We start from the raw sequence: 23,967 nt of genomic DNA on the forward strand, positions 1-23,967 counted from the left end.
AATTAAAGTAAATTGCTTTCTTTCATCTTTTGAACAGCATCTTTTGAAGACTGAACATATTCTTCGTTATCATTCATTTCAATTACTTGGTTGAAGTAAGTTTCAGCTTCTTTGTATTGCTTTTCACCAAGCTTGAATTTAGCGTATACAAACAGCGTATTGCTGCTGTTTGGATAGTCCTCACGCGCTGTCTTAAAGTACGCTTCAGCTCCTTTTTTATCTCCCACTTTGTTGCTAGCAAGAGCGGTGTTAATGAGGAGGTTCTCACTTTTCACACCAAGACCTAATGCTGTTTTATAATCATCAAGCGCTTTTCGATATTGCGCTATGGACCCGTTATCGTTCAGCTCTGTAAGCAGTTGTCCGAAATCGTAGTGCATGCGTCCGAGACGCGCTAAAAGCTGTTCGTTTTTCGGTTCTTCTTTTAACACAACACCTAGAATGCTTATGCCTTCTTCATAGTTAGCTCGCTTTTGTTCATTTGTTGTACTTGGCATCGCATTAATAAGCGCATACGTATCTGAAAGGGCCTCAACATGGCGATCTCGCGTTCCTTCAAGCTCCACTGCTTTTTTATAGTACGTAAGAGCTTTATCATAACGCTCAACAATAGAGAAAAGCTCGCCTTTTAAATATTGATAAAGAGCTTGACTTTCAGCGTCATCTTGCGGAATATCTTCAACAATATAGTTTGCTTTATTTAGCTTGCCAATCGCAATATAGCTTTCAACTAAATCATGAACAAGGCGGTTGTAGTACGAGCTTTTCTTTGCTTCATATCCTTGTTCAAAATAAGAAATGGCTTTTGCATACGTTTTTTCTCTGTAGTAAGACTGCCCTGCTAGGTAGTTTGCTTTTTGACTACTTTTCGATAGCTCTTTTTGCTGAAATGCTTCATCAAAAAGCGTTGATGCTTTATCATTTTCACCTGTTGCTAAGTAAAGTTGACCAAGCTTCAAGTATACTTCAGGCTTTTTCTTTTGCTCCATTGCGCTCTTAAAATACTCTTCTGCTTGAAGGTAATCGCCTTTTTTATATGCTTCTGTTCCATGAGCAAGCGTTGTTTCCCACTTCTCATTTGCTGAATAACGGAAAGCCCAGACAGTAACGCCAATTGTGACAATAACAAGCGTCACAACAGAAATCATAATCCAGCGCTTTTTAACAAACGTGCCGACCTTTTGCTTGGCAGGTTTTTTTGCTTCTTGTGTAAAGGGTCTTGTTTGAATTGGTGTAACAGGACGTTTTTCTTCATCTTCTTTCAGTAGTTCCTGAAATGTTTCAGTCGTTGATTTTTGCCCTGACTCCTCGTCCCGCTTTTCAGCAAGCTCGCTCATAATGAACTGAAGCTCTGTTTTAAAAGAAGGTTCAATGCTTGGCAGCATGCTTGCTCGTTTGTAAAAGAGAAGCGCTTGGTCATAGTCATAAAGCTTCTCAAAATGAGCAGCGGCCTCTAAGTAATCTTGGACAATAAAAGGTCTGCTGTTTTCTTCATAAGGATGATCAAGAAACATCTCAATCTCTTTAACAATTGATTTGTGTTCTTGAAAATGATGAACAACATAGCGATACTCAAGTTCTGCTGCGTCTTTTTGACCTAATCCTTCAAATTTCGCCGCAATGTCAAGGTGGTCCTGAACCGATAATTCGTTATCCCCTTTTTCACCTTGAATGCGTGTGACATCTTCTTCAACTCGATTTCTAACATTTTCAGGGAAAAGGTCATACCATTCCTTAAACGTTGGACAATCTTCTAACTTCTTACTCTTCCAAACTTTCTTGAACAAGTTCTTGCTTTCTGGTCCAAGCGTTCCACTTATTGTTTTTAATAGAAGCTTAAATCGATCATTGTTTTGGCCAATTTCATCTGGTTTAAAGTAGCTTGCATCATCTGCTTTATTTTTTCTCACTTCATCGCTATGCCAAGAGACCATCTCAGCTAGTAGTACAGCTCCTGAGAAACGATCCGCTTCCTTACACCATTTTCCTTCCTTAATATAGTAAGGGGCATATCCGAAAGATCCGCCTGGCAAAGACTTTGGTTTTGTCAGATGTGGCGCATACATTTCTTCAACGTCAACAAATTCAATGTTTCCAATCCCATCTCTTCGTTCAGTTGAAAAGAATGGAAGAATAATATTACTTGAGGACAAATCACAGTGTGCAAGTTCGCGCTGCTCTAACTCTCGTAAAATGTATGTAAACATACATGCTATGTATAAGCTTTCATCACTTGTTATCTTTTTTTCATCAACAATAATGTCTGCCCATGTTGGACCTTCAATCCACGGCATCATTAAGGAATATTGCAAATCTTCATAAGTGGAAAGCAAATGCTCGTGTTCTTTTATTTCAACGACTTTTCGCGCACAAACGCGAAGGCCAGGCAGTTCTGCATATGGCTTAATATCTTGAGCAACCCCTACTTGATTGGGGCCTCTGAAGCGGTCGCGAAATACTTTAAGAGCTACAAAGTCTTTTCTCCCTGCTTTTGTTGTTTTAAGCTGATAGACGGTCCCTTGTCTGCCTTCTTGTCCGTAAGGCATATCTATTCCAACAACAGCAGGATGTTTTGTAAATGAGTAGGATGTCGAGAAAAGCTTAATCTCATCGCCAACTTCCGGATGAAAGCTCATAAGCATACCCTCAATTCTTTTTTTAGTTAAAACAATTTACTCTTTATTTGAATAACGGCTCTTTGGTTTATCATAAGAAAGGCTAGCTACCTTTGCTGTAGCTAGCCTTCCTCCAATCATGGTCTTATTGACCGTCAACTTGACGGAAACGTGTTGCGATATCAGCTAACTCTTGACCAATGGAATCAAGTAACTGTGTATATGCTTCCATATGTTTTTGAGACTGTTCAAACTGTGTGAAGAAACGTTGTTTTGTTGCTCCATCCCAGCGTCCATCAAGAGACTGTAGTGCGTTTCTTAAAGTTGAACATTGTTGACGACTTTGATCTGCACCGTTTTTAAACTGTCTTGAAATTCCATCTAGTTCTTCTGGTGAAACAAGAATTTTCATTGACATAATATTTTGCAGCTCCTTTATATTCAAATAGAGTAAATATATTACATGGAATAATATATTATAACTTTATAGGAAACTAAATAGTTTTAGAGGAATTTAAGTCTTTATAACTATCCAACTAAGGAATATACTACTAATTTCCCTTTGAATTAATTTTTTTGTGATTCTATAGTTCTAGTTCTATACACACCCAATTCGACATTTTTCAACAAATTCCTCAGTTTTCGATAATTTCGTAAGCAAGCTTTTTTGTTCTTCTTTGTCGAGGAATGGAAGAGCTGCTTTTATTTTCTCATGCTGTCCTCTTATAATAAAACCTTCTCCTGCTGGAAGCTCTTGGTCTGTTTCACTATGCGTTAACCTCATATTAAAGAAATAAAGGTCATTTGACATTGTTGAGCCAAGTAAAATGCCGGTAAATTTCTTTTTAAGGTTTACAAACCATGTGTCATGGCCGTATGCTGTGAATCCTCCTACACTTCCAGCAAAGATAAAGTGTACATTTTTTTGCCGAGCTGTTTTAGTGATATTTTCAAGCTTTGGTTTGATGTTAAAGTCCATGGAAACTTGGCTCATAAAGTTCTCTCCATCATCAACAACAATAATGAGCGGTTTGTATGTTGGGCCCTCTTCATCTTGAAAACTTCCGAAATCAAGTGAAGCACCTTCTCGCGTTGCGAGTTCTCTTTCAATTTCATCAAAAAGCTCGTTTGCTTGCGTAAGATCTGTTGCATAGCCTTTTACATGTGGAAGCGAAGCAAGTGTAAGCATTCCATTGCGTTTTGGCTCAAGTTCGATAAGATATATGTCAATCTCATCACTTCTAAATTGTCTACCCATTCCTAAAATCAATGTTTGGAGGAGAGCTGTTTTTCCTGACTCAACGCGTCCTGAGACAATAATATGGTTCTCCTCTTCAATATCAAGCGATAGAACATTTAAATCTTCTTTTTCGAGGCCAAATGGCAATGTTTTCGGTTTAATTCGATTTCTTCGGTTATAAAGGTCCTTTAGTGTAACAAGTTTTGGGACGAGCGGAATAGAGAATGCTTGGCTGCCTTTATTTTCTTCCTTCATTCTTTTTCCCCAGCCCTGCAGAAATTTCATTTTCTCAAGTTCGTCTTCTCCTTCATACGGAGTTGCTGCTTGGAACATGTATGGTGGAGTGCTTCCTTTAATAAACCCTCGTCCAGGCGGCAAGTCTGTTGCAGCAAAGTCAGGTCTCCCAACTGCAAAATGGAAATCTGAACGATCTGCAAGCTCAAAAGCTACCGCTGATTGGAAGTTATTACGATATCGCTCGTACATATCATTTGCTTGGTTAATACTTGTGATGAAATAAATACCATATTTCGCTCCATCTCGAAGCAAGTACTCAAACTGCTCATTTTCTTCTTCAAATGTCTTTCTAAATGTGGCGTAGCCATCAATCGCTACAACGATAGCTGGCAACTCTTCACCTGTTAAACGTCGGTAGTTCACAGGTGAACTTACGCCATGCTCAGAGAAAAGAGAAATGCGTAAACGCAGTTCTTTTTGAAGAAATTTAAACAAGCGCATCATTTTTTCTTCTTGTTCTTCTCCAATGACGTCTCCAACATGTGGGAAGTAATTAAAGTCATGAAACTGACGACTAAAATCAATAATATAGGTGTTCAACTCGCTTGGCGCATAGTTGAAAAACAAGGATAAAAGCGCAGACTGAAGGAAATATGTTTTTCCTGAACCAGGCATCCCGTAAATGAGAAAATGCCCTGCTTCCAAGTCAATCGAAATTGGAAACTGTGTTTGATTGCGAACATCATCAATAAGTCCTGATGTAATAATCAAACCTTCTTTCTTTTCTTCCCAGCGCTCAACACTCCACTTTTCAGATTCAATGAGGTCAGTAATCGGTAATGACTGTGGAAGTGGCGGCTGCCATGGTCCTTGTAGTGGTTCGATACCCGCAAGTTTTGCTTCATTGCTTATATAGTGAATAAGCGCATTGATTTGCTTTTGCTCTGTTTCCTTTTCAGATTTTGGAGCTTCATAATAGGAACGCGCTCCATTTAGCCCAATTTTAGCAATCTCGATTTGTCGCTCTTGTTCTTCCTTCTCTGGATGATAAGGAGCCCCACTCCATGCAGATTGGAAATATTCAAGCACTTCATTGTTTCCAACTTGAAAATAGCCTCGTCCTGGCACATTGATATCCGCTGCATTCGGAATTTTAATCATCTCTCGGCTGTCTGTTTCATCTTGTACACGTAAACACACTTTAAAGCGCGAGTTACTCCAAATTTTATCGTTAACAACTCCAGTTGGTTTTTGGGTTGCAAGTAGAAGGTGAACACCTAGCGTACGTCCAATTGCGGCAATGCTAACAAGCTCATCCATAAATTCAGGCTGCTCTTTTTTTAGTTGAGCAAATTCATCAATAACAATGAATAAATGTGGAAGTGGCTCTTTAAAACGCCAATCTGATTTAAAATACTCATCAATATGCTGAAGATTACCTGCTTTATTAAACAGCTTTTGTCGGCGTTCAAGCTCTGCTCGAAGGGAAGTTTTAGCCCGTTGAATCAGATTTGGATCTTCTAAGTTTGTAATCGCTGCTACAACGTGGGGAAGACCGTCAAACGTATTGGACATTCCTCCGCCTTTATAGTCAATAAGCATAAAAGAAAGCTCATGCGGATGATATGTTAGGGCAAGTGATAAAATGATGGACTGAATCACTTCACTTTTCCCGGAACCTGTTGTTCCAGCCATTAAACCGTGGGGACCATGCCCGCCCTTTTCAATTTTGTCGTGGATGTTCAAGAAAACAGGCTTATTTCCTTCCCTCACTCCGATAATAACCGGAAGCGTAAGTGGATAACGGTTTTCAGTCCAACGATCAAGCACAGTTAATTCTTCAACACGCTGTTTTTCGTACATTGATAAGAACGTGAGCACGTTCGGTACATTAATTGACGCCGACTCTTTTACACGAAGCGGTGCGCTTGCTCTGGCCATTTCTTTTGCTTCTTTTAAAGAAAACTGATCAATAGCTACTTTTTCAGAGCCTGTGAAATATTGAATTTCATCTTCACCAGCAAATGTTTCGTAAAGCTTAGCAACGCCATTTTTCACTTCAATAATAAGTTCACATTCCATTGGCAACATCTCTTTTTCAGGAGACATTAAAAACGTACAAGCCCCAATTTCTTCTTCTTGATTTAAAAGAAGAGGAAGCAGTGGATCATCCTCTAAAAGCGTTAAGTCGCTTAAAAAGAACACAAACTCAGGTACATGCGCTTCTTTTTTATTGTCGGCTCCCTTTTCAAGTCTACGAATATTTAACATGCTGTAAAGCGTCTCAAACAGCTCTGTTGTCTCTTCTTGCCCTTTTGCCATATAGCGTAGCTTTCGCCCTTGGCTCCACGTATGGGGCAGCCAGCGCATCCACGACCATTCTTCTTCCTCTTCTTCATTGTAGTTTGAGACAACTTTCACTTCTTCAGGTGAATGATGTGTCACAAGCTGTAAGGAAAGAACGCGTGCTAAGTTTAAAATCTCTGCTCTGTCTCCAACAAGACCAACAACACGCTTTTCTTTTAATGGAATTGTAACAGGTACCCCCACAACTTCACGATAATGCTCCTGTAATTTTTGAGCTTCCGCAATAAGCGGGTTTACATCATATCCTTGCTGATTTGGTACTTCTATTTCCATTTGAAACGGTCGTTTTCCGATTCCTACGCGAAGTTCTAAAAAGTCATCTGTTTGCGGCGTTCTCTCCCAAAGCGTACTTTTACGTTGGTGAATCCGCTCCAAACAATGATCAGGATGTGGATTATGCTGACGTAAAAACGCTTCTTGATCAGCACGGATGTCTTCAATTTCTTTTTGATGTTTTTCAATTTGCTCTAGATATTCTCTATGTAATGTTTCGACTTCATTTCTATGTGCTTTCTTTTTGCGAAAATGCATCACAATTGTAGCTGTGTAAGAACCAATCATGGGTACGCTCATCGCAAGCATAAAAATTGGATACATACTGTTGTTCATAACCGTTTTGGACAGCCAAAACATAATCCCAACCGTTGCAGCCGTTAGAAATATAGGAATAACCATTGATTCAAATGAAAATTTCGGCTCCTGCGGTTCTTGTTTTGGACTATGCACAACCATTTTCCCTGTTGGTAAAGCAAGCTTTAAACGAGGTGAACGTTTAAAGTATGGTGATTTTCTCATAACGTCCTCCTTATTGAATCATTTTCCACACATAATCATCAGAGCGTTCTACAAGCTCTTCAATTTGTTCATCTTTTCCTTCATAAATAGTTGGTAATGAAGACATTCCTTGTTTACAGAGTCTCAAGAATACGCCGTCCCAAATCATTGCGTATTCTAGCGTTTCTTCTGGATCTGCTTTATACCACTGTTTTTGGTCGAAAGAATATTCAATCTCTGGTGGCTCCATTCCTTTATACGCATGTTGAAAATGCTTTGCTAGAAGGCTTGCTGCTTCTTTTGCTTCAATATCATTTGGAAGCAGCAGATCAAGCTCTTCTTTTCCATGAATGAACGTTATAATAATTTCTTCCATATCATCACTTCCTATAACGTAATTTCTAAAAGAGAGAGATCATCACTTTCAGGTGTGGATAAGCTATGAGAGATAGCTTCTTTTATCTCGTCATTTCCTATCTCTTTTTCATCTAAGAAAGCCAAACCATCCGAATAAAGAAGAAGTTTATGAAACGCACATGATTTTTGAATCACTATATTGGCTTTTTCACCTATAAGCCCTCTTTTCGTTGACCACCTTACCCCTGTTTCTAATTTACTTTGATAAACTGCCTCTCCATTATCTGAAAAAAAGCGTACTCTAATATCGCCTCCACTACTTAAAAATAAGCGATATAGTCCATTAGAGAGCGCATCAATTCGCCCGCAAGCAAACATTGCCTCGCTTCCGTTATCTCGTTTTTCTTCAAGTACGCTCTTCACTAATGGGGGAAGATATGAATGTACAGGCACATCTTCTATATATTTTGTAGCTTCTTCTGTTAACGTCTCTAAATAAGCATGAAAAAGAGTCTCTCCTTCTTCATACAGAAGTTCATCTTGCTTCATAAGCCAAGCAACAAGCTTATCTCCTAAAAACTGTGCTGCAGCATCTCCATAAAAAGACAAGCTAACACCATCACAAAGAGCAAAAGCAAGTGTGCCATTTTCTTCTTGAAAGACAAGATAATCCTGACTCTTTTCTTCGTTCTCCATTGTTTCGCGAGCCCTGTAGAAACCATAACAAAGCTGAAAGAAGTCAGTATTTAAAAAAGATAGCTCTTCTTCTTTTCGCTGATTACTTTTAAAATAGTTCATGGTTTCCTCCTATCTAACAGGAGTTGCAGCCGACATTTGAAAGCCGAGGGACACAAGATCTTCATTTGCCCCAGGAAGCATCATGACTGCTCCTTCTTTAATGCTATATCCTGTTTCATTCATCATTGTTCGGTAACTTTCAGGAATAGGAGAAGATAGCTTTTTTAGCTGCATTCCATATTGATCAAGAAACGCTGTTTGCTCTTGAATACCACCCCATTTTTTGGGATCTAAAACAGGTTCTTTTAAAATGTCATCGGAAATGAAAATATTTTCAACAAGTACATTACCATCTTTTACAGTTAATCCTTGTATTCTTTTAACAATTGCTTCTGGATCTTCTCCTGTATATTCTCCATCTGTCATATGACATACAAGTGGAGCAGGACATTCTTGAAGATGTGGAAGTTCTTCCTTTAGAAGGTCTTCCACAGCCTGAAAGCCTTTCGCTGTGTTTGTAAAGCGCTGCGTTTTGATATTTTTAAGCGGTGGTTTACCAGCGAGCTCATCAATTCCTTTCGGACCGCCCAATACGTCAAAAACGTAATCACTATATGCTAAGATAGATACGCGATAGCGCGGGCTCAATCGACTTCCTTTTGTAGAACGAAATACCATCTGTCGAATAGCAGATTGTAGAGCAGACGCAACAACGTCAATTCGCTTTTTTTCACCTTGACCAGATTTCATCATCCCGTTCATTGAGGCACTAATATCTAACAAATAAATAATATAAGCAGGCGTTCCCTGCGTTGCTTGTTTTTCATAACTCATGCCAGTTGCCTTCCTTTCTCTCTCTTTTTTCATAAGGCAAGGTTTGTGAGAGTACCTTCTTACCAAATGGTAATATTTATAGCAAATTCTCTTTCAATATACATATTTTATCTTTCTTACAGAAGGATGGAAATATGGAAAAGGTCTCACATTAACTATCAAACTACATCATAGAATTCGAAAAAGGGGTCAAAAGAACTAAAAAACCCACCCAAATTTTTACTCATTGGGTGAGTTTTAACAAAACAGAGGTAAGCAATTAGAAGTTTTATTATTTCCAAATAGGTAATCCGCCTAAAAAAACCACAATAATAATGAGAGGCAGAAGATATTTGAGTAAGAACAACCACAAAATGAACACTCGTTTTCCAATTGAACTTCCAGCTTGAAATTCTTCTAAGAGAGTTTCTCGTTTCATACGGTATCCAACGAAAATCGAGATAGCTAAACTTCCAAGCGGCAGCATCATGTTGCTTACTAAAAAGTCAAACAAATCAAAGATATTCTTATTAAATAGAGTAACATGGCTGAGAGCTCCGTAAGAAAGAGCTGGGAATACGCCTACAACAAAGACGATAATTCCCCCTATCCACGAAAATTTCTTGCGTTTCTCTACATCTCCTTTTCCTAATGCAGAAGTGATAATTTCAAGCATTGAAAAAGAAGAGGTTAACGTTGCAAATAAAAATAGAATTAAAAAGATTGTTAAGAAAACAACCCCAAACGGCATCTGCTCAAATACAGATGGGAGAGCAACAAATAATAAACCTGGTCCTGCCGTTGGCTCAATTCCAAATGAAAATACTGCTGGAAAAATAGCAAGCCCTGCAAGAAGCGACACGAAAATATTTAAAAGAGCTACGCTCCCTGCTGAACGAGTGAGGCTGACGCTTTTATCTAAATATGAACTGTACGTAACCATACAAGAAAGTCCAACACAAAGTGCAAAGAACGATTGTCCAAGCGCAAATAAAACAGACTGACCTGTAATCGCACTAAAATCTGGTTTCAGAAAAAAGCGAACTCCTTCCATTGCATCTGGCAGAGTTAGAGAGCGAACAACAAGCACGATGAAAAAAATAAATAAAGCAGGCATCATATACTTATTTGCACGCTCAATACCTTTCTGAACGCCAACAGATACAACAATAATATTAATGAGTAGAAAGACTGCCTGAGCTCCAACTACAACAAAAGGGTTAGCAATAATTGTATCAAAAAGTGGACCATACACTTTTCCAAGCAAATCTCCAGAAATACTTAAAATCGTGTAAAGCAGAATCCAACCGCCTACAACGCTATAAAAAGCTAAAAGTAAAACGTTACTTGCTACTCCAAGTTTTCCAATCCACGGCCATCCTTTTGGAGCAAGCGCTTTATAAGCACTAACTGCTTCTTTTCCAGTACTACGCCCAATTACAAATTCAGCAAGTAAAAGAGGTAGTCCAACAAAAAGCGTGAAAATGATAAATAAAAGAAAAAATGCGCCTCCTCCGCTCGTTCCCGCTACGTACGGAAACTTCCAAATGGCACCTAATCCAATCGCCGCTCCAGCGGATGCTAGAATAAAACCTAGCCGCGACGACCATTTATTACTGTCTTCCATAAAAAGCCCCTTTCTCATAAAACAAACCACTGTTTCTATGTTACTAAAAATAGAGGCTTCTCCACAACTAAAAACATATATTTTGTGCTTTAAAATATTTTAGAGAACCTAAAAAAAAGCCGGTGCTGATGCACCGACTTTTTTAATTTGTTTCGTCTGTTAATCGAACAAGCATACGAGCTAAGTGATGACGATCCTCTTCTTCGCCAACTTTCCATAGTTGTTGTAGTAAGTACTCTTCGCGGTTTTTAGGTTCTTCATTCTTCGCTAGATAGTCTGCTACTTTTTTCGCTGACTTTGCAACAGCTTCTTTGCTTAATCCAAGCTTTTGACCCTTTTCTACTTTATCACCTAAGTAGTTCTTGAATTCCTCAAAGTTTTGAAGAATTTGCTCTTTCTCTTCTTCGCTTTTTTCACGTACTGCTTTTTCTGCTCTTTCCATTTGTAAAAACTCCTAATAGTTTGTACTAACTTATATTAGGTTGGTTCCCCCATTTCGAGCTTTCAAACATGTAAAAGTGTTTTTATTCTTCGTGCACATTATAGTATGGAAACAGCAGTTCATACACTTTCATAACAACAACTTTTAGCACACAATATGTTGGAAGGGCAAGAAGCAGGCCTACAAATCCGAAGAAGCTCCCAGATGCAAGCAAAAGTAAAATAACGGTTACAGGATGCACATCAAGCTTTTTCCCCATAACTTGTGGAGAAATTAAGTTACTTTCAATTTGCTGAATAATGATAATCCCAATAATCACGTAAAGAGCAAGGCGAGGCTCTTGAATAAAACCGACAATCACGCCTGGCACTGTGCCAATAAAAGGGCCTACAAACGGAATTAGATTCGTAAACAGCGCAATTAAAGCTAAAATTAGCGCATAATCAAGCCCAAGCAAAAGATATAAGATATAAACACAAATCCCTACAAACAAGCTCACAATAACTTGTCCTTGCACATAAGCGCTTAATGTACTACTTGCTTGCTTTAATACATCATACGTTACTTCACGATATTTAGCTGATGGAATAAAGCGTGAGAAAGTCTTTGGAAGCTTATGTCCGTCTTTCAACATATAAAAGAGGACAAATGGCACTGTAATAATGACAATAATGGTATTACGTAAAAAGTCAATAATTTGAATTGTGCTATTCCCAAGTGTTGTTGCTACTTCACCAAGCATCTCAGTTGCACGCTTTTCAAGATCATTATTAGCAAGGCGAGCTCTAAGTTCATCAGACCATGGAAGGGTTTGAAGGTCTTGAATATTATCCGTTATATCCCGAGCAACGTTTGGCAAAAAGTTCACAAACTGAGCAAGCTGATGAGATACAATTGGATATAAGTATGTTCCAACGCTTGTTACTCCTGTAATAAAAGCCGAGAAAACAAGCAGAATAGCTAGGATTCTCGGAATTTTTAGAAGCGTTAGTAAAAAAACGATCGGGCGCAACAAATAATACAGAACGCCCGCAATAATAAGAGGGGCCAAAATATTTGTAATCATGCTTATTATTGGTGTGATAACAAAGGATACTTTTGAAAGCATGAAAAGTATCGTTAAAAATAGTAAAATTAAAACACCTGACTGCAGTGCCTTAGACTTTCTCATAAAACCCTTTTCTCCTTCTCTCTCTACCTTACTTTTTTTAAACATAGGCTCTTTACGTTAAATCAAGAAGACGTTTTTTTAAGTTATCTTCCATGTGCTGTAATTCTCGTTCAGCTTCCTTCCGTTTTGTCCGGCCATCTGCTTGAATTTGAAGCACTTCTTCTAATGTTTCAACTAAATTTTCTTGCGTTTTTTGGAGCGTTTCAATGTCAACAAGCCCACGCTCGTTCTCTCTTGCAATATCAACCGTATTTTTCTTCAATAGCTCTGAATTCTTTAACAATAAATCATTCGTTGTGTTCGTTACCTCACGCTGCGCTTCCATTGCTTTTTCTTGTCTTAAAAGTGTAAGAGCAATCACAACTTGATTTTTCCATAGAGGAATTGCCGTTAGAATAGAGCTTTGTATTTTTTCTACAAGTGTTTGATTTACTTCCTGAATCATTCGAATTTGAGGAGCGCTTTGAATAGCAATTTGTCTGCTTAACTTCAGATCATACGTTCGTTTATCAAGACGAGTCATAAACTGCTTTACATCGTTCACTTCTTGCACTGTTAAATAATTGTCCGTTTTTAACGCTTCTTGTTCAAGCTTTGGAAGCGTTTCTGTTTCAAGAAGTTCTAGTTTATGTTCAGCTGCTGCAATATAGATATTTAATGCATCAAAGTACTCCTTGTTTTTATCATAGAGCTTTTCAAGCATAAGAAGATCTCGGTACAGCTCTTGCTTTGTGTGCTCAAGCTGATCAGCAATTTTCTCAATTTCCACTTGTAAGCTGCTGTATTTTGGAAAAATACCTTTTGCTGAACGAGAAATAGTAGAGAAAAAGCGGCCCACTCTTCCTTGTTTCTTACCTGATAGCTCATCAAGATTAAGCTGTTTAATTTTCCCCATAAGATCTGTCAGCACTTCTCCTACTGGTCCTGTATCTTTTGCCTGAACATGCTGAAGCACGCCTTGAGAGAACTTAGAAATCTCGGACTGTGCAGCAACTCCATATTGCAAAATTGCCTGATGATCATTTTGATTAATTTGCTCTGAAATTTTAATTGCTTTTTCTTTATATTGAGGAGAAAGCCTTTCAATTGATTTTACCTCTCCTTTTTCTTCTTTAGAGAGCTCAGTTGAAGATTCATTTGTTTTAAATGGGTCACTTAATAAATCATCAAAACTGCTTAAAGAATTATCTTTGAATTCGTTCATTTTATCACCCTTTTCATTTCCCTGCTGGTGGTTTACTTTCTCCATAGCTGTTATGAAGAAGACTCTGCTCAATTTCGAGCGCTGTTAGATCTTGGCTAATGCTAGATGTTAGAACTTCATCATATTTCACAATTAATTCATCTAACGTGTCTTCTGTTTCACTTAGCGCAATTTTCACTTCTGCATTTTTAGTTGGCTTCGCAAGTAAAAATATATATCGATCAACAATTTTGACCGTAGAAGGCAAATATTTTTTAAAAAAGTCTTGTGCTTCATAAAATCGAGCAGGTTCTTTATCAACCATATCAATAATGGAGCGACCAACTTTTTGAAGTTTGTTAATTTTAATCCATACATGCATTGATTTCACTTTAAAACGAGACTGACTTAGCATACGAAGTGATTTTCTCGCTTCTTTTACATGATGGTCAACATATGCTTTTTGCTCTTTAAACGGATCGTAGCGGAAATTTCGGCGCAAAAGAAAGTAACATAAACAGAGGAGAACCGTTGCGCTCCACGTTCCTATCCCAATTAATATAGAAAAGAACAGCGGAATATCTAAAAAGAACGCCGCTCCAACGATTGTTACAAACCCAGCTAAACCTGAATACAGCAACGTTTGAATGATTCGCTTGATCACTTTACAATTTCCTCCCTATTAGCGAACATTTTCTTTCATAATAGCACACTTCATCTAAATATTCGAACGAGTTTGCTTTCGGTGTTTCTTCACTATGTTATACGTTTTTTCTCTATCTAAAGTTTCATTTTTCCGCTTTTGAACTTATAAAAAAAGTGTGAGGGATATATCCCTCACACTTTTTATTTAGCTTCAGATTCTTGAGTTTCAGACTCTTGAGTTTTAGTTTGTGGCGTTTCAGACCCTTGAAGTTCAGATCCTGGCGCTGCTGGCTCATAATCTGCTCCATCTTTTGCTTGTTCTTCGCTCGCTTCAAGACCGTAACCTTTAGCTTTATATTCTGCTTCTTTTTCCTGTTTTTCTTGTTCAAGAGTTTTCTTCTCTTTTTCAAGGAATCCAGGTTCTTTTGCTAATTTATCATCTTTTGAATAATCAAATGATGAACGCTTCGGTTGTTCAAACCCTTTTAAGTCATAGAAACGGAGTAAATCACCATATACAAGCTTATCTGAAAGCTCTAGTTTCTTCTGTACAAGCTCTTGGTCTTTTTTCGTTTCATCTGTACTTGGGAGTTTTTCTCCTGTTGCGTTGTCATACACTTTATCATCAATCTGTGTATATTCTGGTGTTACAAAGTCTCCGTTACGGAACGGTACGATTTGCTGATGATCTTTTGATAGAAGATCTGTACCAAATTGAATTTGGTTTTTCGTATCGACTCCGAGTAAGTGTTCTACAGTTGGTCTTACATCGACTTGTCCGCCGTACGTATCCTGCACTCCACCTTTGCCTTCAAGACCTGGTGCATGGATAAACAGTGGTACACGCTGAAGCTGTGCTTCTTCAAAGTCGTTGATATCTTTACCCATAACTTTGCTCATTGCTTTTTTATGGTTTTCAGAAATACCGTAATGGTCACCGTACATTACGAATACTGTATTCTCATAAAGACCAGCTTCCTTCATATCATTGAAGAATTGCTCTAAAGCTTCGTCCATGTATCGTGCTGTTTGGAAGTAGTTATCAACAGATGTGTCACCTGTATCTCCTGGTGCAATCGTCTTTTTATCATCACTTAACGGATAAGGGAAATGATTTGATAACGTAATAAACTTCGTATAGAACGGTTGTTTTAATGATTCTAAATATGGCATTGATTCTTTAAAGTATGGTTTATCTTCTAAACCGTAGTTTAAGACATGACCATCTACCATATTGTAGTAGCTTTCATCAAAGAAATGATCGTAGCCAAATGCTTTATAGTTTTCTTCACGGTTCCAGAACGTTTTGTTGTTTCCGTGGAAGACCGCTGTATCTTTATATCCATTTTCCTTCAATAGTTGCGGTAAAGCTTGGTACGTGTTTTCAGCTTTTGTTGAGAACACAGAACCTTGTGGTAATGGATAAATACTATTTTCCATCATAAATTCAGCATCAGATGTTTTACCTTGACCTGTTTGGTGGAACAGATTCTTAAAGTATAAAGTATTACTATCTTTGGCTAAGCTATTTAAGAATGGAGTTACTTCTTGCCCATTTAACTTATAGTCAATCATAAATGATTGGAGGGACTCAAGTGAAATGTAAACAACATTCTTCCCTTTTAATTGACCAAAATATTCTGGGTTTGGTTCTGCATAAGATGCTTTTGCAAAGTTCTCTACTTCTGTAACATCACTGCTGTCTGCTAAAGCTCGTTGAGCAGATGATTTTGTACTTTGAATTGCATCATAAATTGTATAGTTGTAAGCACCAAGATATTTTACAAGATAGTTACGATCAAACGCACGTGTTAGAAGCTGTGGACGATCTGATTCAGCAAGAGCTAAGTTTCCTGCAAAAATCATAATCGCTGCTGTAAAAACAGCTACAATTCCACGACGGCTAAATTTCTCCGCATGTGGTTTAACAACTTTAAATAGAACAAGTGCGATTAAGATGATTGTATCTGTAAAATAAAAAATATCTGTTGGTGTCATTAATGCTTGTGCACTTCCGCCTAGTTTACCAAAGTTTTCAGTTTGTCTTAAAACCGGTATTGTAATGAAGTCATTGAAAAAGCGGTAAAACACAATATTCGCAAATAGAATAAATGATAATACAAAGTTAATCGCAATCAATACTCTATACTGCGCTTTCCCCTTGAAAAATAGCGCAATTCCTAAAAAGAATAAGGAAGAGCTGATTGGGTTAATGAATAATAAAAACTTCTGCATTGAATTGTCAATTCCAAGATCAAATTCAAATCGATAAGCTGCGTAAGTTTTTAACCAAAATAGAACCGCAATAAATAGGAAAAGTCCTAAATGCGTGTTCAAAAATTGTTGACCTTTCCTGAAAAACGATTTCATACTTTCACCTCTCTACAATTAACGTTCCCTTTTTTTTATAAGAAAATGAACGCAACAAAAAAAGACAAACTCCCTAACAGAATAAAAGAGAGCTTTTTGGACAGTATGCCACTATTCTACCGCTTAGCTGATAGAAGTCAAATGATATTTTTGGAAAAAGAGCTTTTTTTGTAGGTTTTCCTATTATACGTTATTCTTTTTATTTTACAAATAGCCCATTTTACCTATTCATATCTTAAAGCCGCACTTTATTCTAACTCCCTTTACCCTCTTTCGATTAAAAGTATGCTTCGTTTTTTATTTTCTTTCATAAATCGAACAAAGTGAGTGGAGCTAGGAATTAATATATGTTGTCCTATCTCTAAGTAGTATATATATTATTTGTTTTTCTCCGATAAAACTCCTGCCGTTTCCTTAAAACACCTGTGAATTTTCTCAGAACGTTTTACACTATACGGGATGTGATCGAAGAATACAACAAACAATATTTGCTAATGAGAAAACAACAACACTTTTTTGTTCTGTCTTTTTTCTCTATTTGCCTTTTCCCTATATATAGACGATTGTGTTTTTATTTTGTTTCAGTTTTTATAAAATTTCTATTAAGATAAAAAAATGAGGAAGCACCTGTATAAGGATGCTTCCTCATTCTTTATCTGGTTGAATTCGCCACCATACGAGAATTCCTCCAATAAGACTAAGCACAACATTTATATAAAAAAGACCCTTATCCATATGAGTTGTTAAAATAGCGAAGACAGGAGGACCAAGGGCAACTCCAACAAAACGCATAGAGCTATAAATGGACGTAATTGTCCCTCTTTCTTCCTTATCAACTCCCTCTGTAATAAGGGCGTCAAGACTCGGTAACGAACTTCCAATTCCAATCCCTGTTAACACCAAGAGACCAACAAGCACAACAAAAGAAGAGAAAAAGGACGCAATAAATAACGAAACAGCGATGAGTAGCAGTCCAATCACTGTAATCCATTTCATAAAGAGCTTGTTTTGTTTGATCACTTTTCCTGTTATAAAAGACGCTAAACAGAGGATTGCAAGCGGTATAGCCAACACAAGCCCTTTATCAACACCAACCATTCCAAATTCTTTCTCAAGTCTGTTTGCTAAATAAAAAAGAAAACCGAACAAAATAAACATTAAAATAATACCAGCAATAAAAATGCTGTATAACCAGTGACCTTCTTCTTTAAAAATTCTTTTCACTTTTTTTAAAAATTCGTTAAGTGGTAATGGTTCATCTTGCTGTTTTGGTACTTTCACACAGAAAAAAAGAAAAATGACAGAAATTAGACAAAGAACAGGAATAGCAAAGAAAGGCATAAACCATACAACTACGGCTAGTAAGGACCCTAATATAGGGCTAACAACTTTCCCCAATGTATTAGCGGTTTCCACAATACCTAGATTTGCACTAACTTCTTTTTCGTCTTTGTACAAATCTCCAACAAGAGGAAGCACAATAGGAGAAGCCCCTGCAGCCCCAATTCCTTGCAGTATCCGACCAATTAAAATCATCATATAAGGTTCATTAATTTGCCATGCTGCATACCCAGAAACCAGCCCACCTAATAAAGAGATAATAAGGCTTGGAATAATGATTTTCTTTCGTCCAAAGCGATCTGAAAGATAGCCTGCAACGGGAATTAAAATAATAGCAGCTACGGAATAGAGCGTAATAATAAGGCTTGACTGGAAAGAACTAATAGAAAGCTCTTTCTCTAGAGTTGGTAGGATCGGGATAAGCATTGAATTTCCCAATGTCATTACAAGGGGAATTGTAGCAATTGAAATTAAGCATAGGACCCCAGGAACATTTTCTTTTGGTGAGTTATTACATGTTGCTGATTCTTTCACTATTCTTCACCTTTCTTGCTCTATAAAAGCTGATGATACTCTTACTATTCCCGCTTGCTTTGTTTTCACAATAGAGAAAGTTTGGTAATGAAAAAAGACCCTCATATATGTATGAGGGTCTTCTCGAATTTTAACATTACTTAAAGCAATAAAAGTTTGAGCATTCTTTTTGTAAATGCAATAATGCATAAACACTTCCCATATTTGTGCCCACTACAACCCAAGGCGAATATGCTACATTACTTTTCTCTGGTTCAAATTCTTGCACTGGCCACTGAGCCATATAAAGCACACCATTATGTTTAACAATTTCACCTTGTTCATAAGTTTTCGTTGGCTGCCATTTTATGCTTTTTGGCATTTTATTTTTAACTTTGTTTTCTGTTTGTGTTTCTTCTGGTTCCTCTGTTTCTGTAACTGTACTATGAATTTGCTTAAGGGTTGTTTCGTTCTGCTCGGCATTTTCTTCATTCTCTAATACAATTACGCCACCTGTTTTGTTAAGCGCTAGATTTGTTTTTTCTTGCACAGTTTCCTGGGTTTCCCTTGTTTCCTTCGTTTCTTTCGTTTCTTTCGTTTCTTTCGTTTCCTGGATTTCTTCTTTTATTTCTGTTTTAGGCATTTCTTCTACATCGTTTGGTTTACTCTGTTCCTGTGCTAATGACTTAGTTTCAACAGGCTCTAAGTTTTCCGAAACTGGAATGCTAAGTGTTATTTTATTTCCATCTCCTACTTGCTCTGTCCAGTAGGCAATTGTTTGCTTTGACTCTTCATAAGACATTGTTTCGGTGTCATTAGTAGGCATAATGTTTACCCAATCCACTGCAGCGAAGATACTTTTTACTTCTTCACTTAATTCACTTGCTTCGTTTTCATCATTAGAATGACGAACAGAAAGGGTAAGCAATGTTTGGCTTTCACTCGAAATTTGATCAAGCTCATGAATAAGTTCAATATAAAACAACTGCTTTTCTTTTTCATCTTGAGAAGCCCAGTCAACATTGATGCCGTCTACTCCATATGTTTGAATAAGATTTTTCACTTCTTCACTAAACGTCTTTTGTATAGTTTCTTCTGCCGGAAGAGCCGCATATGCGCTAGCATCCGCTTCTTTCAAATCTATAAGCACCTTTACTCCATGTTCATGTGCTTTTAAGACAAGCTCTTTTAATTTCTCTGTATCTTGAGGTGAAGGGATTCTCCCATCTTTCTCCATATATAAACTACCGTATATAACATGAGTAACGCTCTCCCATTGGATTGCTTTTTCAAGATCTACGTTATCGTTAGCTGAATAGTATCCCATGATTCGAAAAGAATCTTCTCCTTCGTTCCCAACTGGAATACTTGTTAAGTCTTGTGCGAATGCTTTTAACATATATGGGGAAAAACCTAATAATAAAAGAGACGCACAAAACAGAACAACACACACTTTCTTCATAATTAAGCCCCGCTTCTATTTTTACTTGTAACATGTTTGTAATTTTTGATTTTATTATCATATCACGAATAAGCAGCGAAGTTAAGAAGATATTTGTAATATTTTTAACATAAATGTATTATTAGTAACATACTATTGGCCTATAAAAAAGTAAAAAACAAGATAATAAGGTATTATCTTGTTTTTTCACTTCCTATATTTAGAAATTCATGCGAGATTGACCGCCATCTACATTAATACTTGTTCCAACAAGCCATGATGACTTTGGCGATGCCAAAAACAAAACAGCGTTAGCTACTTCTTCCACTGTTCCAAATCGACCTGCAGGAATTTCCTCTTCGATAAACTTTTTAATTTTCTCTGGATGTTCATCAAGGCGTTTTTGCCAATTTCCTGTTGGATGAAGAATGCTTCCAGGAGCAATACTATTAACGCGCACATTATGGGGAATACATTCATTTGCAAAAGCCTTTGTAAAGCTAATGAGCGCTGCCTTTGCATTATTATATGTTACTTTTCCACCGCTTTCTCGTCCAAAAATAGAGGTAATCTGTATAATGCTGCCCACTCCGTTTTCTTTCATATGAGTTCCTGCTAACTTGCTTAAATGAACAGGAGCAAAGTAGTTTAATTCCATTGCTTCGTAGAACATATCAAGCTCTGTTTCAAACGCACTTCCCCCATTGCTTCCTCCAGCGTTATTAACTAAAACGTCCACTTTTTTGAAATCTTCTAAGAAGTGATGAAAAAGCTTCTCTCTTTCTTTTTGTTGAGAGAGGTCTACTTCATATATCCTTACATCTCCAAGCTCTTCTCTCGCTTTTTCAAGTTGTTCTTTTGAACGAGCTGCAATTCCTACATTTGCTCCTTCTTCAATAAATGCTTTTGCGATGGCCTTTCCAATTCCTTTTGAGCCTCCTGTTACGAGTACATTTTTATTTTTCAATTGTAAATCCATATAGCTCACATCCTGTTCTTTTGAGTGTTCTTATACCTTTCTTCCTATTTTAATGAAAATAAAAAAATTTTTTATAAGTTTGTTGCTCGTCTGCTTATGTAAAAAATGGTTGACAAAAATACGATAACCTCCTAGAATTCATGGGATGAATACGATTCACCAAAAGATGGGAGGATTCTTTTTGTATCAAACATTTACAACAAGTGAAAAACTCAAACAGCTTTTATCCATTTTAATTCCAATCTTCATTACCCAAATTGGTATGTACCTTATGACATTCTTTGATACAACAATGTCTGGCAAAGCAAGTCCTAAAGACTTAGCAGGTGTTGCAATAGGATCAAGTATTTGGATGCCTATCTATACTGGTCTTGCAGGTATTCTCCTAGCAGTCACTCCTATTGTAGCTCAACTAATTGGAGCGGAGCAAAAAAAACGCGTCTCTTTTTCAGTTATTCAAGGGATTTATGTAGCCATTGCGATGTCAATTTTAGTCATCGTAGCTGGAGCACTTCTCTTAAATCCCATTCTTCATATGATGGACATTACAAATGAAGTTCATCACATTGCAAAAGATTACTTAATTGCTTTATCATTGGGCATTTTTCCTCTTTTCATTTATACAACAATTCGCTCCTTTATCGATGCATTAGGAAAAACACGCGTAAGTATGACAATTACTCTTATTGCGCTTCCTGTGAATCTTGTATTAAATTATTTGCTCATTTTCGGGAAATGGGGAGCACCAAAATTAGGAGGAGTTGGAGCTGGATATGCTACAGCTATTACCTACTGGGTGATTTGCTTTATTGCCGTTTTTACCGTCTCGCAAAAAGAACCTTTCAGGCAATTTCGTCTTTTTAAGAGCGCTTATCGCGTTTCTTTTGCAGAATGGAAAACCATTTTAAAAATTGGTCTTCCTATCGGGTTTTCTATCTTTTTTGAAACAAGTATTTTTGCAGCAGTAACGCTTTTCCTTAGCGTCTATGATACGATTACAATTGCTTCACATCAGGCAGCCATGAATTTTGCTTCCTTATTATATATGATTCCTTTAAGTGTATCGATGGCGCTAACAATTGTGGTCGGATTTGAGATGGGTTCACAGCGACCTCATGATGCTAAAAAATATGGTCATTTAGGTATTATAATTGCTTTATCCCTAGCTATTTTAAACGGTATCTTCCTTTATATTATGCGTGAACCAATCGCATCTCTTTATACAACAGATCCTAACGTACTAGCACTTACTAAGGTCTTTTTAATATATGCGATTTTCTTTCAGATTTCTGATGCTATTCAGGCGCCTATTCAAGGGATTCTTCGCGGACATAAAGATGTTAATATAACCTTTATAATGGCGCTTGTTTCTTACTGGGTTATCGGTCTTCCTGTTGGATATTCTCTCGCTAATTTCACAAACCTTCACGCATTTGGGTATTGGGTAGGTCTTATTACAGGATTAGCCGTAGGAGCTATTGGTCTTGCTTTTAGACTGCTTTATGTACAAAAAAATGCGCAAAAGAAAATAGGATTAGAAAAATCGGCTTCGTAATATAAGAAACAACCCTAGGAACATTCCTAGGGTTATTTTATACCAAAATTATCGCGTACCGCTTTTTGAATCATCGATTGACATCTGTCTAACTCTACTTTAAGCTGACGCTTATATTTTTTTGCTTTTTCATGTCCATTCTCACCAGCAAACCGATAGTATACAACTTCTTGAAGCTTCATGCCTTCTTTTTTCTTTTTCACTTGTTCCAAAACCCCATCTTCAATAAGGTCGTGCAAGGCTTTATAAATTTCAGAGTGATTCGGACGATATCCGAAAGGACGAAATTCTTCTCGTAATACATCAAGCAAACGTAAACCATACAATCGTTCCTGTTCTGTCATTGTAATCATATAAAGCTTAAGAAATGCACGCTGTTTTACTAAGAAACCGCTTGGATTGCGCTTTTCACTCATAGAATTCCTCCTTTTTGTATGTAACGACCTTCCATATCCTTATTATAGTATGAGATTCCCAGAACGGACAAGTGTTCGCTTCCTTTTTATGTGTTTTATTTTATCATATATCTTCTAAAACATTAAATAAAGGAAAAATAAAAGCAACTCTTAAAGAGCTGCTTTTATACAACATGCTTTTGTTCTTCCTTTTGACGCTTTTCTTTTCGTTCGTGCTTTTCCCCCCAATATGTGGCGAGAAGCGGTCCTGAAATATTGTGCCATACGCTAAAAACGGCGCTCGGTACAGCCGCAATCGGGCTAAAATGTGCTAGGGCAAGCGCTGCTCCAAGCCCTGAGTTTTGCATCCCAACTTCAATAGAAAGAGCTTTCTGACTTCCTTCATCTAAACGGAAAAGACGAGCAAGAAGCCAGCCGAAAAACAAACCAAATAAGTTATGAAGCATAACAATAAAAACCATTTTTAAAGCTGCATCCGCAATTGATTCTGCATTAACAGCAACAACACCTGCTGCAACAGCCACAATTCCAATAACTGAAATAAGTGGTAGAGCTTTTATGCTTTTTTCAACTCCGTTTTTAAATAAAAGCTTCACGATAATACCTAATATAATAGGAAGCAACACGATTTTTAAAATCGAGACTAAAAGAGAAGCTGCGGAAACCTCAAGCCATTGACTTGCAAAAAGCATAATTAAAACAGGAGTCAAAAATGGGGCAATAAGGGTAGCAACACTCGTAACAGCAACGCTTAATGCTGTGTTTCCTTTAGCTAAATAAGTCATAACATTAGAAGCCGTTCCTCCTGGACAACATCCAACTAAAATTACTCCAATCGCAACTTCAGGTGGAAGCTGAAATAAAAGGGCAAGTCCATAAGCAAGTCCTGGCATTATGGTATATTGCCCTACAACACCGATAAGAACGCTTTTTGGTTGCTTAAATACCGCTTTAAAATCGTTTAAAGATAGCGTTAATCCCATTCCAAACATAATAATACCTAATAAAATAGAAATGTAGTTACTGATCCACACAAATGATGAAGGATATAAAAAAGATAATAGCGAAAATAGCACAACCCATAAGGCAAATGTGCTGTTAGCAAATGAACTAATTTTTTCAAGTGCTCTCAATGATGTCAAC

Annotated in this window: 18 protein-coding genes; 1 reads left to right on the plus strand and 17 read right to left on the minus strand. The window is 37.3% G+C overall.

Annotated features, from left to right (window positions below; genetic code table 11):
* Positions 1–2: 2 nt before the first annotated feature.
* From MOC86_RS09055 to MOC86_RS09125, 15 genes are all read right to left on the minus strand, one after another.
* The gene (locus MOC86_RS09055; RefSeq protein ID WP_268583856.1) at positions 3–2,636 is read right to left on the minus strand and encodes a tetratricopeptide repeat protein; all 2,634 of its coding nucleotides are present in this window, start codon (positions 2,634–2,636) and stop codon (positions 3–5) included.
* 124 nt (positions 2,637–2,760) lie between these two features.
* Positions 2,761–3,033 carry a WXG100 family type VII secretion target gene (locus MOC86_RS09060; protein WP_061805366.1) on the minus strand — a complete coding sequence of 91 codons (273 nt, stop codon included), beginning with the start codon at positions 3,031–3,033 and terminating at the stop codon, positions 2,761–2,763.
* Positions 3,034–3,213: 180 nt separating this feature from the next.
* Positions 3,214–7,254 carry a type VII secretion protein EssC gene (essC, locus tag MOC86_RS09065; protein WP_268583858.1) on the minus strand — a complete coding sequence of 1,347 codons (4,041 nt, stop codon included), beginning with the start codon at positions 7,252–7,254 and terminating at the stop codon, positions 3,214–3,216.
* Between the two features lie 10 nt (positions 7,255–7,264).
* On the minus strand, positions 7,265–7,609 hold the full coding sequence (locus MOC86_RS09070; protein ID WP_243518755.1) for a hypothetical protein: 345 nt from the start codon (positions 7,607–7,609) through the stop codon (positions 7,265–7,267).
* An 11-nt stretch (positions 7,610–7,620) separates the two neighbouring features.
* On the minus strand, positions 7,621–8,388 hold the full coding sequence (locus MOC86_RS09075; RefSeq protein ID WP_268583859.1) for a hypothetical protein: 768 nt from the start codon (positions 8,386–8,388) through the stop codon (positions 7,621–7,623).
* Between the two features lie 9 nt (positions 8,389–8,397).
* Complete coding sequence (locus MOC86_RS09080; protein WP_268583861.1) at positions 8,398–9,162, minus strand: vWA domain-containing protein; 765 nt, start codon at positions 9,160–9,162, stop codon at positions 8,398–8,400.
* Between the two features lie 271 nt (positions 9,163–9,433).
* Positions 9,434–10,768 carry a sodium-dependent transporter gene (locus MOC86_RS09085; RefSeq protein WP_268583862.1) on the minus strand — a complete coding sequence of 445 codons (1,335 nt, stop codon included), beginning with the start codon at positions 10,766–10,768 and terminating at the stop codon, positions 9,434–9,436.
* Positions 10,769–10,910: 142 nt separating this feature from the next.
* Positions 10,911–11,210 carry a DUF3243 domain-containing protein gene (locus tag MOC86_RS09090; protein WP_268583863.1) on the minus strand — a complete coding sequence of 100 codons (300 nt, stop codon included), beginning with the start codon at positions 11,208–11,210 and terminating at the stop codon, positions 10,911–10,913.
* Between the two features lie 82 nt (positions 11,211–11,292).
* Entirely contained in the window at positions 11,293–12,381 is a 1,089-nt protein-coding gene (locus MOC86_RS09095) for an AI-2E family transporter (RefSeq protein ID WP_185183367.1), read from the minus strand.
* A gap of 52 nt (positions 12,382–12,433) precedes the next feature.
* Positions 12,434–13,585: a toxic anion resistance protein gene (locus tag MOC86_RS09100; RefSeq protein ID WP_268583864.1), complete on the minus strand. Its 1,152-nt coding sequence runs from the start codon at positions 13,583–13,585 to the stop codon at positions 12,434–12,436.
* A 13-nt stretch (positions 13,586–13,598) separates the two neighbouring features.
* Positions 13,599–14,228, minus strand: a complete 630-nt coding sequence (locus MOC86_RS09105; RefSeq protein ID WP_268583865.1) for a 5-bromo-4-chloroindolyl phosphate hydrolysis family protein — start codon at positions 14,226–14,228, stop codon at positions 13,599–13,601.
* Positions 14,229–14,410: 182 nt separating this feature from the next.
* Positions 14,411–16,579: an LTA synthase family protein gene (locus MOC86_RS09110; RefSeq protein ID WP_268583866.1), complete on the minus strand. Its 2,169-nt coding sequence runs from the start codon at positions 16,577–16,579 to the stop codon at positions 14,411–14,413.
* Positions 16,580–17,224: 645 nt separating this feature from the next.
* On the minus strand, positions 17,225–18,454 hold the full coding sequence (locus MOC86_RS09115; RefSeq protein WP_268583868.1) for an MFS transporter: 1,230 nt from the start codon (positions 18,452–18,454) through the stop codon (positions 17,225–17,227).
* A 136-nt stretch (positions 18,455–18,590) separates the two neighbouring features.
* A complete protein-coding gene (locus MOC86_RS09120; RefSeq protein WP_268583869.1) occupies positions 18,591–19,895 on the minus strand; it encodes a glycosyl hydrolase family 18 protein in 1,305 nt (434 codons plus the stop codon).
* A 199-nt stretch (positions 19,896–20,094) separates the two neighbouring features.
* Complete coding sequence (locus MOC86_RS09125; RefSeq protein ID WP_268583871.1) at positions 20,095–20,853, minus strand: SDR family NAD(P)-dependent oxidoreductase; 759 nt, start codon at positions 20,851–20,853, stop codon at positions 20,095–20,097.
* 181 nt (positions 20,854–21,034) lie between these two features.
* Here MOC86_RS09125 and MOC86_RS09130 point away from each other — a divergent pair, with 181 nt between their 5' ends.
* Positions 21,035–22,408: an MATE family efflux transporter gene (locus tag MOC86_RS09130; protein WP_268583872.1), complete on the plus strand. Its 1,374-nt coding sequence runs from the start codon at positions 21,035–21,037 to the stop codon at positions 22,406–22,408.
* A gap of 32 nt (positions 22,409–22,440) precedes the next feature.
* On the opposite strand, the gene MOC86_RS09135 is transcribed toward MOC86_RS09130, so the two are convergent.
* Both MOC86_RS09135 and MOC86_RS09140 read right to left on the minus strand, forming a co-directional pair.
* The gene (locus MOC86_RS09135) at positions 22,441–22,824 is read right to left on the minus strand and encodes a helix-turn-helix transcriptional regulator (protein WP_019392100.1); all 384 of its coding nucleotides are present in this window, start codon (positions 22,822–22,824) and stop codon (positions 22,441–22,443) included.
* Between the two features lie 164 nt (positions 22,825–22,988).
* On the minus strand, positions 22,989–23,957 hold the full coding sequence (locus tag MOC86_RS09140) for a bile acid:sodium symporter family protein (RefSeq protein ID WP_268583874.1): 969 nt from the start codon (positions 23,955–23,957) through the stop codon (positions 22,989–22,991).
* Positions 23,958–23,967 lie beyond the last annotated feature (10 nt).

Source organism: Priestia endophytica (assembly GCF_026790145.1).
Classification (GTDB): domain Bacteria; phylum Bacillota; class Bacilli; order Bacillales; family Bacillaceae_H; genus Bacillus_I; species Bacillus_I endophytica_A.

Bases quoted from the DNA above. Each gene is read 5' to 3' on its own strand.
- MOC86_RS09055 (WP_268583856.1), bottom strand. From the start codon at position 2,636: ATGAGCTTTCATCCGGAAGTTGGCGATGAGATTAAGCTTTTCTCGACA.
- MOC86_RS09060 (WP_061805366.1), bottom strand. From the start codon at position 3,033: ATGTCAATGAAAATTCTTGTTTCACCAGAAGAACTAGATGGAATTTCA.
- essC (WP_268583858.1), bottom strand. From the start codon at position 7,254: ATGAGAAAATCACCATACTTTAAACGTTCACCTCGTTTAAAGCTTGCT.
- MOC86_RS09070 (WP_243518755.1), bottom strand. From the start codon at position 7,609: ATGGAAGAAATTATTATAACGTTCATTCATGGAAAAGAAGAGCTTGAT.
- MOC86_RS09075 (WP_268583859.1), bottom strand. From the start codon at position 8,388: ATGAACTATTTTAAAAGTAATCAGCGAAAAGAAGAAGAGCTATCTTTT.
- MOC86_RS09080 (WP_268583861.1), bottom strand. From the start codon at position 9,162: ATGAGTTATGAAAAACAAGCAACGCAGGGAACGCCTGCTTATATTATT.
- MOC86_RS09085 (WP_268583862.1), bottom strand. From the start codon at position 10,768: ATGGAAGACAGTAATAAATGGTCGTCGCGGCTAGGTTTTATTCTAGCA.
- MOC86_RS09090 (WP_268583863.1), bottom strand. From the start codon at position 11,210: ATGGAAAGAGCAGAAAAAGCAGTACGTGAAAAAAGCGAAGAAGAGAAA.
- MOC86_RS09095 (WP_185183367.1), bottom strand. From the start codon at position 12,381: ATGAGAAAGTCTAAGGCACTGCAGTCAGGTGTTTTAATTTTACTATTT.
- MOC86_RS09100 (WP_268583864.1), bottom strand. From the start codon at position 13,585: ATGAACGAATTCAAAGATAATTCTTTAAGCAGTTTTGATGATTTATTA.
- MOC86_RS09110 (WP_268583866.1), bottom strand. From the start codon at position 16,579: ATGAAATCGTTTTTCAGGAAAGGTCAACAATTTTTGAACACGCATTTA.
- MOC86_RS09120 (WP_268583869.1), bottom strand. From the start codon at position 19,895: ATGAAGAAAGTGTGTGTTGTTCTGTTTTGTGCGTCTCTTTTATTATTA.
- MOC86_RS09125 (WP_268583871.1), bottom strand. From the start codon at position 20,853: ATGGATTTACAATTGAAAAATAAAAATGTACTCGTAACAGGAGGCTCA.
- MOC86_RS09135 (WP_019392100.1), bottom strand. From the start codon at position 22,824: ATGAGTGAAAAGCGCAATCCAAGCGGTTTCTTAGTAAAACAGCGTGCA.